This window comes from Isoptericola sp. Y541 (genome assembly GCF_059445465.1).
The window spans coordinates 292416-306761 of the sequence record NZ_JCAIUJ010000001.1 but is presented as its reverse complement, the minus strand read 5'-3'; the positions used below and the strand labels follow the sequence as shown (position 1 = coordinate 306761).

Below are 14346 nucleotides of genomic sequence, written 5' to 3'. Positions count from 1 at the left end.
GGGGTCATCGCGGGCTGTCGGACGGGTCCCAGCCCGGCCGCGGCGCCCGCGACGACACTGACGCCTCGCGGGACCGGTAGACCACGTACGGGCGGAACGGGTACTGCACGGGGGCGGAGAACGCGTGCACCAGGCGGGTGAACGGCCACAGGGCGAACAGCAGCAACGCCGCCACGATGTGCACCTGGAACGCCAGGGGCACGCCCTCCATGAGGGCGGGCTGCGGCTGCAGGTACCACAGCGACCGGAACCACGGCGAGATCGTCTCCCGGTAGTCGTACCCGTGGCCGCCCGCCAGGATCTGGGTCTGCACCGTCGCCCAGGCGCCCGACAGCAGCGAGGCGGCGAGGAACACGTACATGGTCTTGTCCATGCGCGTGGTCGCCAGGAACACCGGTCCGGTGGAGCGGCGCCGGTAGATGAGGATGAGCAGGCCGGAGACGGCGACGAGGGCGGCGACGGACCCCATGGACGTGGCGATGAAGTGGTAGACGCCCTCGCTGATGCCGACGGCCTCGGTCCAGGAGCTCGGGATCACGAGACCGAGGAAGTGCCCGAGCACCACGAAGAGCAGCCCGAAGTGGAACAGCGGCGAGCCGTAGCGCAGCAGCCGCTTCTCGTACAGCTCGCTGGACCGGGTGGTCCAGCCGAACTTGTCGTACCGGTACCGCCAGATCGACCCCACCACCAGCACGGCGAAGGTCACGTACGGCAGCACCACCCACAGCAGGATATTGTCGCCGCCCGTGTCGGTCACGCCCATGGCAGGTCCTCCCCGTCCCCGTATCCGCTCAGCCCGACCATCTCCGCCGGCGGACCGGCCGTCACGAGGTCGGCGATCCGCTCGGCCGTCGCGTCGTCGACGGGCGGCAGGGTGAGGCACACGGCCTCGATCGCCGCCGTCCACGGCGAGCCCTGCGCCGCGAGCGCGGAGCGCAGGACCTCGATGCCGTCGCGGTGGACGGCCAGCAGGCTGCCGGCGATCCGGGCGCCGTCCTCGCCCCCACGGGCGGACAGCTCGAGCACGGTGGGCAGATAGTCGGGCAGCTCGTCGCCCGTGGGCTCGAAGCCGGCCGCGCGATACGCCTCGACGAACCGCACCAGCGCGGTCCCTCGGCGCCGGGTGTCGCCCGCCGCGTAGTACGACAGGTACATCGCGCACCGGCGCTTGAGGTCGAACGTCGCGACGTAGGCGGTCTGCAGGGCGGCGGGGTCGCCGTCCGTCAGGGCGTCGGCCAGGCCGGTGAGGCGCTCGCGTACCGGCGCGGGCAGGCCGCCGACGGCGTCGCGCACCGTCTGCGCGGCCGCGCGCGTCTCGTCGTCCGGGTAGCCGAGCAGGACGGCGGCCCCCATGTGCGCGACGGCGCGCTGGCCGCCGTCGAGCCGCACGGGTGTCAGCGGGTCGAGGCGCTTGGCCCGGACGCCGGGACGAGGCAGGAAGGCGAGGCTCATCGCGCGCTCCCTGATCCGGAGGCATCGGAGCCGCCGGGCTCCTCGTACGTGGCGTCCTGCCGGCCGCCCGGCACGGTGCCCGGGCTGCCGGGGGGCACGCCGCCGCCGCCGCCCTCGGAGGGCGGGAACAGGCCCGTGGGGCTCCCGTTGCCGTCCCAGTTGAGCAGGTTCACGCGCCCGGGGGTGGACGGCCCGTAGGGGGAGTCGGCGGTCTGCCGGTTGGCGAGCGCGTGGAAGTTCTCCACCGCGACCGGCAGCGGGGTGCCTGACGACGAGCCGAACGGTCCGGCGCCGCTCATCCCCTGGCCGCCCATGCCCGGCCCGCCCTCGACGTCGAGGGAGCACGCCATCTCCTCCAGCTCGCGCGCCACCTCCGTGTGCGCGGACGGGATGACGTACCGGTCCTCGTACTTGGCGATCGCGAGCAGCCGAAACATCTCCTGGACCTGATCGCCGGTCATGCCGACGGCGGTGGCGGTCTCCTCGGGGAACTCGCGGCCCAGGTTGACCTCCCGCATGCCGGAGCGCATCGCCGCGAGCTTGCGCAGCACCCGCTCCACCGGCCTGGTGTCGCCCGCGGTGAACAGGCCCGCGAGGTACTCCAGCGGGATGCGCAGCTGCGAGATCGCAGCGAACAGGGTGCGGCCGTCCTCGCCGTCGTTGCCGGAGCTGGCCACGACGTCGACGACGGGCGACAGCGGCGGGATGTACCAGACCATCGGGAGCGTGCGGTACTCCGGGTGCAGGGGGAGCGCCACCTCGTAGTCGTGGATGAGCTTCCAGATGGGGGAGCGCTGCGCGGCCGTGATCCAGTCGTCCGGGATGCCCTCGCGGCGGGCGGCGGCGACCACCTCGGGGTCGTGCGGGTCCAGGAAGACGGAGCGCTGCGCGGCCAGCAGGTCCTGCTCGTCCTCGATCGCGGCGGCGGCCCCGACCTTGTCCGCGTCGTACAGCACCAGGCCTAGGTAGCGCAGCCGGCCCACGCACGTCTCGGAGCACACGGTGGGCAGGCCCACCTCGATGCGTGGATAGCACAGCGTGCACTTCTCGGCCTTGCCGGTCTTGTGGTTGAAGTAGACCTTCTTGTACGGGCAGCCGGTGACGCACATGCGCCAGCCGCGGCACTGGTCCTGGTCCACCAGCACGATGCCGTCCTCGACCCGCTTGTACATCGCGCCCGACGGGCAGGACGCGACGCACGACGGGTTGAGGCAGTGCTCGCAGATGCGCGGCAGGTAGAACATGAACGTCTGCTCGAGCTCCTCGGCCACGTGCTCGCTCATGTGCTTGAGGATCGGGTCGTCCTGCATCGTCGCCGTCGACCCGCCGAGGTCGTCGTCCCAGTTGGCCGACCACTGGATCGACATGTCGTCGCCCGTGAGCAGCGACTTCGGCTTCGCGACCGGCGTGTGCTCGCCCTGCGGCGCGCTGAGCAGCATGTCGTACTCGTACGTCCACGGCTCGTAGTAGTCGTGGATGGACGGCAGCTTCGGGTTGTGGAAGATCGACGCGAGCTTCTTCGCCCGACCGCCCGCACGGAGCTTCAGCTTGCCGCGCTTGGTGCGCATCCAGCCGCCCTGCCACGTCTCCTGGTCCTCGTACTGGCGCGGGTAGCCCAGCCCCGGCCGTGTTTCGACGTTGTTGAACCACACGTATTCCATTCCCGTGCGGTTCGTCCAGGCCTGCTTGCAGGTCACCGAACACGTGTGGCACCCGATGCACTTGTCGAGGTTCATCACCATCGACATCTGCGCCATGACCTTCACTGGTAACGCACCTCCTGGCTGCGGCGTCGGATGACGGTGACCTCGTCGCGCTGGTTACCGGTGGGGCCGAGGTAGTTGAACGCGTAGCTGAGCTGCCCGTACCCGCCGGCGAGGTGCGTGGGTTTGAGCAGGATGCGCGTCAGCGAGTTGTGGATGCCGCCGCGCTTACCGGACGTCTCCGCCAGCGGCACGTCCACCGTGCGGTCGGTGGCGTGGTGCATGTAGACGGTGCCCTCGGGCATGCGGTGGGAGAGGACGGCGCGGGCGACGACGACGCCGTTGCGGTTCACCGCCTCGATCCACTCGTTGTCCGCGACACCGATCTTCGCGGCGTCTGCCGGGCTCATCCAGATGTTCGGCCCGCCGCGCGACAGCGACAGCATGAACAGGTTGTCCTGGTACTCCGAGTGGATGGACCACTTGGAGTGCGGGGTGAGGTAGCGCACGGCGACGGCGGCATGACCGGTGACGCTGCCGTCGTCGAACGTGCCGGGCACGGGACTGTCGCCGAACAGGTGGTGGAGGTCCAGCGGCGGCCGGTACACCGGCAGCTGCTCGCCCAGCTCGATCATCCAGTCGTGGTCGAGGTAGAAGTGCTGGCGGCCGGTGATGGTGTGCCACGGCTTGAGCCGCTCCACGTTGACCGCGAACGCCGTGTACCGGCGCCCGCCGTGCTCCGACCCGGACCACTCCGGGGAGGTGATGACCGTGGTCGGGCGGGACTGCACGTCGGGGAACGTGACGCGCTTGGCATGGTCGTCGCGCGCCAGGTCGGCGAGCGGCTGCCCCGTGCGGCGCTCCAGGTTCTCGAAGCCCTGCACCGCCAGCCGCCCGTTCGTGGTGCCGGACAGCGCGAGGATCATCTCGCACGCGTGGGTGTCGCGGTCCAGCCGCGGGCGCCCGGCCGCGGGCCCGGAGGTCACGACGCCGTTGACCTGGCCGAGCTTGCGCACCTCCTCGTCCGGCATGTACGCGACCCCCTTGGTGGCCATGCCCTTCGTGTCGGTCAACGGGCCGAGGGCCGCCATGCGCGCCGCGAACGCCGGGTAGTCGCGCTGCACCACCTGCAGGCGCGGCATCGTGACGCCGGGCACCAGCTCGCGCTCGGTCATCGGTGCGCCCGCGTCGGTGAGGGTGCCGTGCGGCACGGCGAGCTCGTCGGGGGTGTCGTGCATCAGGGGGGTCGCGACCAGGTCCTCGCGCACCCCCAGGTGGGTCTCGGACATCTGGGACACGAGCCCGGCCAGCGTGTGGAACGTGTCGAAGTCCGTACGGGTCTGCCACGGCGGGCTGATCGCCGGGTTGAAGGAGTGCACGAAGGGGTGCATGTCCGTGCTCGACAGGTCGTGCTTCTCGTACCAGGTGGCGGCGGGCAGCACGACGTCGGAGAACAGCGTGGTGCTCGTCATGCGGAAGTCCATCGTGACGAGCAGGTCGAGCTTGCCGCGCGGCGCCTCGTCGCGCCACGCCATGGACGCCGGCCGCCGGTCGGGCGGCGCCTCGGCGGCCAGCACGGACGAGTCCGTGCCGAGCAGGTGCTTGAGGAAGTACTCGTTGCCCTTGCCCGAGGACCCGAGGATGTTGGCCCGCCAGATCGTCAGCACGCGCGGGAAGTTCGCCGGGTCGTCGGGGTCCTCGCAGGCGAACTTGAGCGTCCCCTTCTTGAGCTCGTCGACGACGTGCTGCTCCGGCTCCTTGCCGGCGGCACGCGCCTCGTCCACCAGGTCCAGGGGGTTGCGGTCGAACGTCGGGTAGCTCGGCATCCAGCCGCGCTGGGCGGACTCCACGAGCGTGTCCGCCGTCGTGCGTCCGGCCAGGCGGCCCGGCGCGAGCGGGGAGGCGAGCGCGTCGGCCGGCATCCCGTCGTACCGCCACTGGTCTGTGGCGAGGTAGAACCACCCGGTGCCGATCATCTGCCGCGGCGGCCGCAGCCAGTCCAGGCCACCCGCGTACTGCGCCCACCCGGTGATCGGCCGGCACTTCTCCTGCCCCACGTAGTGCGCCCAGCCGCCGCCGTTGACGCCCTGGCAGCCCGTGATCGTCGTGAGGGTGAGGAACGCGCGGTAGATGGTGTCGGCGTGGAACCAGTGGTTCGCGCCCGCGCCCATGATGATCATCGACCGGCCGCCGGAGTCCTCCGCGTTCTGCGCGAACTCCCGGCCGATCTGCGCGGCGTCCGCGGCCCGCACGCCGGTGATCTCCTCCTGCCAGGCAGGAGTGCCGGGGGCGGTCGCGTCGTCGTAGCCGGTGGGCCACTCGCCCGGCAGGCCGAGCTCGGCACGCTCCACGCCGTACTGCGCGAGCAGCAGGTCGAAGACGGTGGTCACCAGGTGCCCGCCCACCCGCCGGGTCGGCACGCCGCGTGTCAGCACGCCCTTGCCGCCGAGGTGCGCCTCGACGTCGGTCGAGCCTGTCGAGACCATGTCGAACCGGGGGAGCAGCACAGGTACGCCGGTTTCGACAGGCTCGACCGGCGGTGGGGCGTCGGCCACCGACAGCAGCGGGTCGACGTCGCCCAGGTCGAGGTTCCACTTGCCCTCGCCCGCCTCGCCGTACCGGTCGGCGAGGGTGCCGTTGGGGGCGACGACGGTGCCGTCGGCGTCCAGCAACAGCGTCCTGAAGTGCGGGTTCGCCCCGGACGACGCCCCGGGCAGGACGTCGTCGTCCACGTCCGCGGCCGTGAGGAACTTGCCCGGCACGTACGTCGCCGCCTGTCCTGAGCCTGCGCCGTCCTGAGCCTGTCGAAGGGTCGAAGGGTCGTGCTCGTCGAGGCGCACCAGGAACGGCGCGTCGGCGTACTTCTTGAGATAGTCGGCGAACGGCGCGGTGCGCTTCTCCACCAGGAACTCGCGCAGGATGACGTGCCCCATCGCCAATGCCAGCGCGCCGTCCGTGCCCGGCTGGGGGGCGAGCCACTGGTCCGCGAACTTCGTGTTGTCCGCGTAGTCCGGCGAGACCGAGACCACCTTGGTGCCGCGGTAGCGCGCCTCGGTCATGAAGTGCGCGTCCGGGGTGCGGGTCACCGGGACGTTGGAGCCCCACATGATCAGGTAGGACGAGTTCCACCAGTCCGCCGACTCGGGCACGTCCGTCTGGTCGCCGAACACCTGCGGGGACGCGACCGGCAGGTCGGCGTACCAGTCGTAGAACGACAGCATCGTGCCGCCGAGCATCTGCACGAATCGCGCCCCGACGCCGTGCGACACCATCGACATCGCCGGGATGGGGGAGAACCCCGCGACCCGGTCCGGGCCGTGCTCCTTGATGGTGTGCACGTGCGCGGCCGCGACGATCTCCGCGGCCTCGTCCCACGTGGCGCGCACCAGCCCGCCCTTGCCGCGGGCCGACTTGTACGCGCGGGCCGTCTCAGGGTCGGACGTCACCCGCTGCCACGCCAGCACCGGGTCGCCGCCCACCGCGGCCTTCGCCTCTCGGTAGGCGGCGAGCAGCACGCCGCGCACGTACGGGTAGCGCACCCGGGTGGGGGAGTAGGTGTACCAGGAGAACGCCGCGCCGCGCGGGCAGCCCCGCGGCTCGTACTCGGGGGAGTCCGGGCCGACCGACGGGTAGTCCGTCTGCTGCGTCTCCCACGTGATGATGCCGTCCTTGACGTACACCTTCCACGAGCACGACCCCGTGCAGTTCACGCCGTGCGTGGAGCGCACCACCTTGTCGTGCGACCACCGGTCCCGGTAGAAGACGTCGCCCTGACGCCCGCCCTTGAGGAACAGCTGGCGCAGGTCGTCGGACACCTCCCCCTTGCGCAGGTGCTTGCCGAGTCTCAGGAGGGCGTCGGCCGCTCCGGTCGGTGGTGCCGTCCCGGTCTCGACGTCGGGCGGGCGGGTGGGCGACATGCGCACTCCTGAGGCTGGGGGGATCCGAAGAATCACTGCTTCGAATCATGGTCCCGGACCTGCGGCAGTGCACGCCAGACACCCCTGATCGGGGTACGGCATTGATCACGCGGCCGCGTCATCTCGGTCCTGACGGGACGTCGGAACACCCGTCACGGTGCTCCGACGCCCGTCCTCCCGTCGTGCGGACGCGTGTGGGCACCCGTCAGGACCTGCCCGGAACCTTCTTCTTCGCCGTGCACACCGCCCCGGCCGTGTCGGACGTGCACGTCTGGATGTACACGGTCTGCCCCTCGTCGTACGACAGGTTCACCTCTCGGTAGGTGTTGTCGCCCTTGGAGTAGAAGACCGCGGGCCCGCTGCCGCCGACCCAGAGCCGGACGATCGACTTGCGGTCGTTGTCGTGGTAATCCCAGATCGACAGAACCTCGCCGTAGGCGCGGAACCGGCCGTGGACGTACTCGTCGCTGCCGCTCTTGGACGCCATCTCGGCCACGGAGACGCCGCCGGCGTCCTCGGGATCGTTCCAGGCGTAGTAGTTGGGGGTCCAGCTGGCCTGCGGTGCCACGTCGGAGGCCACGTCGGAGGACGCGGCGCCGGCGGCCGTGCCGCCGAACGTCCCCAGGGCGGCGACGGCGAGCGTCGCGGCCGCTGCTGTCATCGATCGAAGTCGCATGATCCCTCCTCAGGACTTGCCCTTCGCGGTCTTGGGCGTGCAGACGGCGTTCGCGGACGTCGAGGTGCAGGCCTGCAGGTACACGGTCTGGCCCTCGTCGTAGGACAGGTTCAGCTCGCGCTTCGTCCCGTCGCCGTTGGAGTAGAAGACGGCCGGGCCGCTGCCGCCGACCCAGAGCTTGACGATCGACCTGTAGCCGTTGGGGTGGTGGTCCCAGATCGTCAGGTGCTCGCCCTTGGCCTCGAACATGCCCATCACGTACTGCTCGGTGCCGTTCTTGATGGCCTGCTCGTAGATGCTGACGCCGCCGGCGTCGCCGTCGTCGGCCCAGGCAGCGGTGTCCATGTACCAGCTGGCCGCCGTGGCGGTCGTGGCGGTCGTGGCGGTCATGTCGGTCATGTCAGGTGCGGGCACAGGCGCGGGGGCGGCCGTGGCCGCCGGACCGAGCAGGCAGAGGCCGGCGACGCCGAGCGTCGCGGCGACGGCCGCCGTCATGGTGCGAAGTCGCATGATTCCTCCTCGAGATCGTTCGTGGGTCGTTCGTGGGTCGTTCGTGGGTCGTTCGTGGGTCGTCCGTGGCGGTGGCGGTCAGGACCTGCCCTTGTACTTCCTGTCCGAGCAGACAGCGTTCGCCGAGTCGGAGGTGCAGACCTGCACGTAGACCGGCTGGCCCTCGTCGTACGACTTGTTGACGACCCGCTCGGTGCCATCGCCGTTGCCGTAGAAGACGGCGGGGCCGCTGCCGCCGACCCAGAGCTTGACGATCGCCTTCCGGTCGTTGTCGTGGCTGTCGATGATCGTGATCTTCTCGCCGTAGGCGATGAACTGGCCGAGGACGTTCTCCCCGGTGCTGGGCTTGGAAGCCCGCTCGTAGACGGAGACTCCGCCGACGTCGTTCGGGTCGTTCCACGTGGCGCCGGTGCTCGTCCACGCGGCCGCCGTGGCCGGGTCGGCGCCCGGCGCGTCCGGAGCGGGTGCGGCGGTGGCCGCCGTGGCGCCCAGCAGGCCGAGCCCCGCGGCACCGACGGCCGCAGCCGCCAGCGTCCTTCTCGTGCTGTGTCGCATGGGTTTCCCCTCGTGTCCCTCGCGCCGGGCGGACGGTGCGGTCGTCGGCCCGGCCCGGCGGCGGTCGACGACCTCTGATGGGCACCACCGTGCCGACGGCCGCTTTCCTCGCCCTTTCGCCGTACTTCCGTCGCCCCGGTCACCTCTTGTGTGGGGTGGGGATCAATCGGTCCCGACGTCGGAAGGGGACGACATGCGCTTCGAGGTGCTGGGGCCGGTGCGGGTCGCGCGGGCGGACGACGTACCGCAGGTGTCCGGGGCGGTCCGGCTCGGGCTGTTGGCGTTGCTGCTCACCCGCGCCAACTCGCCGGTGCCGGCCGAGGCGCTGTTGGACGCGCTCTGGGACAGCGGGGACCCGGCCGACCTGCAGCGTCTGCACCTGACGGTGCACCGGTTGCGCCGTGCGCTCGGGGAGGAGGGCCGGCTGGCGCTCGACGCCGGGGGCTACGTGCTGCAGGTGCACCCGGGGGAGCTGGACGCGCACCTTTTCGACGAGACCGTGGAGCGCGCGACGGGCACCGCCGACCCCGGCCGCCGGGCCGAGCTGCTGCACTCCGCGATGGGGTTGTGGCGAGGCGAGCCGTTCCAGGGCCTCGACCTCGGCCCCCTCGCCGCGGAGGCGGGGCGGCTCACCGAACGGAGGGACTCCGCGCTCGAGCAGCTCTACGCCGCCGAGCTCGAGTGCGGACGCCACGCGAGCGTCGTCGGGGACCTCGCCGATCTGGTGGGCCGCCACCCGCTGCGGGAGCGCCTGCACGCGCTGCTCATGACGGCGCTGTACCGCAGCGGCCGACAGGCCGACGCGCTCGCCGCCTACCGGTCGGCCCGGCAGACCCTCGTCGACGAGCTCGGCCTGGAACCCGGATCGGAGCTCCGCGAGCTCGAGCGGTGCATCCTCACGGGCGAGGACGCCGCGATGGCGCCATCCCCCGTACCGGCGCACCGTCCGCCTGCGCACCGTCCGCCTGCGCAGCTGCCGCACGACCCGTGCGGGTTCGTCGGTCGCGCCGAGGAGCTGGCGGCGCTCGACCGGTTCAGCAGGCACTCGGAGGGCGGTGCGCGGGTGGTCGTCGTCACCGGGACCGCCGGGGTCGGCAAGACGGCGCTGGTGACGCACTGGGCGCACCGGGCGCGCAAGCGGTTCCCCGACGGGCAGCTCCACCTGGACCTGCACGGCTTCAGCCCGCACGCACCGGTGTCGCCCGTGGACGCGCTCGGGGTGCTGCTGCGGTCCGTCGGCGAGGCCGGCGACGCGATCCCCGCCGACCTGGATGCCCGCGCCGCGAGGTTCCGCACCCTGACCGACGGCCGCCGCCTGCTGCTCGTGGTGGACAACGCGTCCGACGCCGACCAGGTGCGGCCCCTGCTGCCCGGGTCGGCCGGCTGCGTCACGGTGGTCACCAGCCGCGACACACTTGCCGGGCTGACCGCGGGGGAGGGCGCCGACCGGCTCGACGTCAGCCGGATGACCCGGCGGGACGCGCGGGCCCTGCTGGGTGCTCGGCTCGGGGACGACCTCCCTGCCCACAGCGACTCCGGGCGCGGGGTGGACGACCTGGTGGACGACCGAGTGGACGACCTGGTGGACGCCCTCGTCGAGCGGTGCGCCCGCCTGCCGCTGGCGCTGCGCGTCGCCGCCGAGCGGCTGCGCGACGCCGGGCCCGACGACATCGCGCACCTGGTGGCGGCGCTGGGCGTGGAACGGGACCGGCTGGACCTGTTGGAGACCGGCGACAGCCACACGTCGGTCCGCTCGGTGCTGTCGTGGTCGTACCGGCAGCTCGCGCCGGAGCAGGCGCTGCTGTTCCGGCGCTCCGGCTTCCACTGCGCGCACGCGCGCCACTACCTGGACCCGTTCTGCGCGTCGGCGCTGCTGGGCAGCACGGACCTGCAGCGCACGCGCCGGCTCATCGACGACCTCGTACGGTGCCGCCTGCTCGACGAGGCGGAGCGCGGCCGCTACGAGATGCACGACCTGCTGCGCATCTACGCCGCGGAGCTCGCGGCGGAACACGAGGACGCCGCGGCCGGCCCGCGGCGGATGTTCGACTACTACCTGGCCGCGGCGGTGCGCGCTGCCGCCTGCCTCGAACCGGCCGAGACGCGCCTGCGCACCGACCTCCCCGAGGTGCTCACGCCACCGCTGGACGGGCCCGACGCCGCCCTGCGATGGCTCGACGACGAACGGTCGACCCTGGTGTGCGCCGCGGAGCAGGCGCTGCTCCTGGGCCACCTCACCCACGTCGTCGACCTGTCGACCGTGCTGTGGCGGTACCTCGACGCGCACGGGCACCGCGACGAGGCGCGGCGCCTGCACACCGCCGCGCGTCGCGCGGCCCGGGACCTGGGGGACCGCACCGCCGAGGGCGTCGCGACGCGCTCGCTCGGCGTGCTGGAGCTGCAGAGCAAGCCCGCCTGAGCCGCACAGGCCTGGCGTGCGCCCTGTGCGTTCGCGCTCGCGCGCGTTTCACGCCTCGACCCGCCCCGCCCGGGGCACGGCCGCGATGGGTCGAACGCGTGTTCGAGTGCCTGTCGGTGGCTGGTGGTTGACTCGTCCCATGGCAACGCAGCCCGGCACCGTCGCAGCGCAGCAGGCGCTGGATGCTGCCCTGGGTCGGGCGACGGACGAGCAGACAGCTCTGAATGCGGCCGCGGGACGACGTACGGTCGCCCTGGCCGAGGTGCTCGAGGCCGCCGATGCTGCCCCGGAGTCGATGCTGGACGTCGAGGTCGCGCGGGTGGAGTCGTCATCTGCCGAGCGTCGTGGGTCGGTCGCGCACCGGGCGTTGGCGGCCGAGGTCGCCTGCGCCCTGGGGGTGAGCGAGCACGTCGCGCAGGGGTTCCTCGCTGACGCGCAGGTCCTCGCGTCGACGGCGACCGCGACGCTGGAAGCCCTGTGCGGGGGCCGCATCTCCTACCAGCACGCCTCGACGCTCGTCGACGCGGTCGCCGACCTCCCCGCCCAAGCCGCCGCCCAGGTCGAGCGCGCGGTCCTGGACCGGGCGCCCGCCCTGACACCGGCGCGGTTCGGCTCCCTGGCCCACGCCGCGCGAGACCGGTTGCACCCCATCCCCGCCGAGGTCCGGCGGGAGGCCGCCGCCCTGCGCGCCGACGTCTGGGTCGACGACGGCAAGGACGGCATGTCCTGGCTCACCGCCCACGTGCCCACCCCCGTCGCCCACGCCGTCCACGACCGGCTCACCCGCGCCGCCGCGCGCGCCAGGTCCGCCGGCGACCCTCGCGGGATCGGTCAGCTGAGAGCAGCCGGGCTCAGCGCCCTACTGCTCGACGGTGCACAGGTCGAGGACGCGCAGGTCGAGGACGCACAGGTCGACAGCGCACAGGTCGACGGTGCACAGCACGAGCACGACTGCGGTCCTCCCGACCCGTTGGTCACGCTGGCCCGGAGCGTGCGGCCCGTCGTCCACGTCACGGTCCCGATGTCCACGCTCGCGGGCACGAGCGAGTCCCCCGCGACTCTCGACGGCACGACGCCCGTCGACGCCGAGACCGCGCGACATCTCGCTGCTCGCGCACCCACCCTCAGACGCATGCTCACCGATCCGGTCAGCGGCGCGATGCTCACCGTCGACCGGCGCAGCTACGTCGTGCCCGCCGACCTGCGCACCTTCCTCACCCAACGCGACGTCACCTGCCGGTTCCCGGGCTGCCGCGTGCCCGCCGCGCGCTGCGACGTCGACCACACCCTCGGCTGGGCCGACGGCGGCTCCACCGACGCCGGCAACCTGGCGCATCTCTGCCGCGCGCACCACACCCTGAAGCACGAGTCCTGCTGGCAGGTCGAGCAGCTCGACGACGGCGTCCTCGCCTGGACCTCGCCCCGCGGGCGCACCTACCTCACCGCCCCCGGCAGCGCCGACCACGCCCTCGACCAGCTCGACACCTGGGCGATTGAGGCACAGTTCCTGGCGGGCCAGGCGCCCCCCGAACCTCCCGCCGCTGGCCCGGTCGACGAGCCCACCAGGGAAAGCGCTCCGGAGTCGGCGGCACGGACCGTCGTCACTGATGACGGCATCCCGCCGTTCTGACCGAAGCGTCCACCGTGCACGACGGCACCGCGATGGTGGGCTCGCTCACCAAGAACGCACAGCCGCCCTTTCTAGCAGTCCGTCGGACGGGTCCACTCGAGCGTGTAGCGGAAGAACAGCCGCTGCCGGAAGCGCGCACCGGGCAGCACGCGGCGCGCGGCCGTGGCGACCTCGCCGTACGTCTCGCGCGCGTCCCGCACGGGCACGACCGGCCGGCCCTCGGCGTCGGTCCCGGCCTCGTCCGGCAGGGCGGCCGGCGCGGCGACGCGCGGGTGCTTGATCATCCCTACAACGGGGTTTGCGAACGATGAGACCAGGTCGACGGCGAGGTCCCGCGGCGCTCCCAGCCGCGCCAGGCCGACCACCAGCAGCCGCCCGCCGGGCGCGAGTACGCCGGCCGCGTGGCGCAGCGCGGCCTCGAGCTCCATGTGGTGCAGCGAGGCCACCATCGTCACGACGTCGAACGAGCCGTCGGCGGGCAGGTCGAGGAAGCCGTCGTGGCGCACGGTGACGGCGGGGTCGTCGGCGAACCGGGCGCGCGCGGCCTCGGCCATCGTGACGTCGACGTCGAGGCCCACGACCTCGAAGACCTCGCGGCGCAGGCGGTTCACGAGGGCGCCTGTGCCGCACCCGACGTCCAGGGCGCGCAGGCGCCGCCGCGGCAGCCGCCGCAGGATCCAGCCGTGGAAGTGGTCGTTGTGGTTCCACGGGTGCCGGGCGTTCAACCGGCCGAGGGCTCGGCCACCGGCACGGACCAGCGGGTTCGTCGTCGTGCGCGGGTCGGCCATGGGCGACGAGGCTACGCGCGCGACCAGGCCGGCGGTAGTGTCCCGGGCATGGCGATCCGGCACGTGCTCTTCGACGCGGACGAGGTCCTGCAGGTGATCCCGGGCGGGTGGGACGCGGTGCTGGACCCGTACCTCGGCGACCGGTCGAGCGAGTTCCTGCGCGAGACGTGGACGCAGGACCTGCCGATGCTTGCCGGGCGGGGCAACTATCTGCCGGTGCTCGCTGACGGGCTCGCGCGCTTCGGCGTGCCCGACGACCCCTGGGACGTGTTCCGCGCCGTCTGGCTCCGGATCGAGGTGATCGACGCGTCGATCGGTCTGGTCCGCGAGCTGCGCGCGGCGGGCTACGGCGTGCACCTCGGCACCAACCAGGAGGCCCACCGCGAGGCGTACATGCGCACGGAGCTGGGGTACGACTTGCTGTTTGACGTGAGCTGCTACTCCTGCGACCTTGGCGCCGCGAAACCCGCCACGGAGTTCTTCGACGAGGCGGTGCGGCGCATCGGCGCCGAGCCGGACGAGGTGGTCTTCGTCGACGACGTGGAGCGGAACGTCCTCGGCGCGCGCCAGGCGGGGCTCCACGCCGTCCAGTGGTGCGTCGACGACGGTCACGACCAGCTGCGGCGCCTGCTGGCCGAGCACGACGTCGCCGTCGACGCGGGCGACGTCGGGCCGGACGCGATGCTCGAGGCCTGA

11 protein-coding genes are annotated in these 14346 nt (G+C 72.3%); 3 read left to right on the top strand and 8 right to left on the bottom strand.

All coding sequences use genetic code 11. The annotated features are described in order from the left end of the window. Positions 1-4: 4 nt before the first annotated feature. From narI to AC1C2V_RS01465, 7 genes are all read right to left on the bottom strand, one after another. The gene (gene narI / locus AC1C2V_RS01495; RefSeq protein WP_495387797.1) at positions 5-763 is read right to left on the bottom strand and encodes a respiratory nitrate reductase subunit gamma; all 759 of its coding nucleotides are present in this window, start codon (positions 761-763) and stop codon (positions 5-7) included. Beyond that, entirely contained in the window at positions 754-1452 is a 699-nt protein-coding gene (narJ, locus tag AC1C2V_RS01490) for a nitrate reductase molybdenum cofactor assembly chaperone (protein ID WP_495387796.1), read from the bottom strand. The genes narI and narJ overlap by 10 nt, the downstream gene beginning before the upstream one ends. After that, positions 1449-3218 carry a nitrate reductase subunit beta gene (gene narH, locus AC1C2V_RS01485; protein ID WP_495387795.1) on the bottom strand — a complete coding sequence of 590 codons (1770 nt, stop codon included), beginning with the start codon at positions 3216-3218 and terminating at the stop codon, positions 1449-1451. The genes narJ and narH overlap by 4 nt, the downstream gene beginning before the upstream one ends. Beyond that, positions 3215-7072: a nitrate reductase subunit alpha gene (locus AC1C2V_RS01480; RefSeq protein ID WP_495387794.1), complete on the bottom strand. Its 3858-nt coding sequence runs from the start codon at positions 7070-7072 to the stop codon at positions 3215-3217. Before AC1C2V_RS01480 ends, narH begins: the two co-directional genes overlap by 4 nt. 205 nt (positions 7073-7277) lie before the next feature. Then, positions 7278-7733, bottom strand: a complete 456-nt coding sequence (locus tag AC1C2V_RS01475) for a hypothetical protein (RefSeq protein WP_495387793.1) — start codon at positions 7731-7733, stop codon at positions 7278-7280. A gap of 24 nt (positions 7734-7757) precedes the next feature. Next, the gene (locus AC1C2V_RS01470; protein ID WP_495387792.1) at positions 7758-8258 is read right to left on the bottom strand and encodes a hypothetical protein; all 501 of its coding nucleotides are present in this window, start codon (positions 8256-8258) and stop codon (positions 7758-7760) included. Positions 8259-8336: 78 nt separating this feature from the next. Beyond that, complete coding sequence (locus AC1C2V_RS01465; RefSeq protein WP_495387791.1) at positions 8337-8813, bottom strand: hypothetical protein; 477 nt, start codon at positions 8811-8813, stop codon at positions 8337-8339. Positions 8814-9006: 193 nt separating this feature from the next. Here AC1C2V_RS01465 and AC1C2V_RS01460 point away from each other — a divergent pair, with 193 nt between their 5' ends. Next, on the top strand, positions 9007-11232 hold the full coding sequence (locus tag AC1C2V_RS01460; protein ID WP_495387790.1) for an AfsR/SARP family transcriptional regulator: 2226 nt from the start codon (positions 9007-9009) through the stop codon (positions 11230-11232). A 139-nt stretch (positions 11233-11371) separates the two neighbouring features. Continuing rightward, a complete protein-coding gene (locus tag AC1C2V_RS01455) occupies positions 11372-12862 on the top strand; it encodes an HNH endonuclease signature motif containing protein (protein WP_495387789.1) in 1491 nt (496 codons plus the stop codon). 71 nt (positions 12863-12933) lie between these two features. Here the strand turns inward: AC1C2V_RS01455 and AC1C2V_RS01450 are convergent, their stop codons facing one another. Then, a complete protein-coding gene (locus AC1C2V_RS01450; protein ID WP_495387788.1) occupies positions 12934-13650 on the bottom strand; it encodes a class I SAM-dependent methyltransferase in 717 nt (238 codons plus the stop codon). 48 nt (positions 13651-13698) lie between these two features. On the opposite strand from AC1C2V_RS01450, the gene AC1C2V_RS01445 reads away from it, so the two are divergent. Further along, positions 13699-14346, top strand: coding sequence for an HAD family hydrolase (locus AC1C2V_RS01445; protein WP_495387787.1), 648 nt, complete (start codon positions 13699-13701; stop codon positions 14344-14346).

Coding starts and splice junctions, on each gene's coding strand:
- AC1C2V_RS01475 (WP_495387793.1), bottom strand. CDS start 7,733: ATGACAGCAGCGGCCGCGACGCTCGCCGTCGCCGCCCTGGGGACGTTC.
- AC1C2V_RS01455 (WP_495387789.1), top strand. CDS start 11,372: ATGGCAACGCAGCCCGGCACCGTCGCAGCGCAGCAGGCGCTGGATGCT.
- AC1C2V_RS01450 (WP_495387788.1), bottom strand. CDS start 13,650: ATGGCCGACCCGCGCACGACGACGAACCCGCTGGTCCGTGCCGGTGGC.
- AC1C2V_RS01465 (WP_495387791.1), bottom strand. CDS start 8,813: ATGCGACACAGCACGAGAAGGACGCTGGCGGCTGCGGCCGTCGGTGCC.
- narI (WP_495387797.1), bottom strand. CDS start 763: ATGGGCGTGACCGACACGGGCGGCGACAATATCCTGCTGTGGGTGGTG.
- narJ (WP_495387796.1), bottom strand. CDS start 1,452: ATGAGCCTCGCCTTCCTGCCTCGTCCCGGCGTCCGGGCCAAGCGCCTC.
- AC1C2V_RS01480 (WP_495387794.1), bottom strand. CDS start 7,072: ATGTCGCCCACCCGCCCGCCCGACGTCGAGACCGGGACGGCACCACCG.
- AC1C2V_RS01460 (WP_495387790.1), top strand. CDS start 9,007: ATGCGCTTCGAGGTGCTGGGGCCGGTGCGGGTCGCGCGGGCGGACGAC.
- AC1C2V_RS01445 (WP_495387787.1), top strand. CDS start 13,699: ATGGCGATCCGGCACGTGCTCTTCGACGCGGACGAGGTCCTGCAGGTG.
- AC1C2V_RS01470 (WP_495387792.1), bottom strand. CDS start 8,258: ATGCGACTTCGCACCATGACGGCGGCCGTCGCCGCGACGCTCGGCGTC.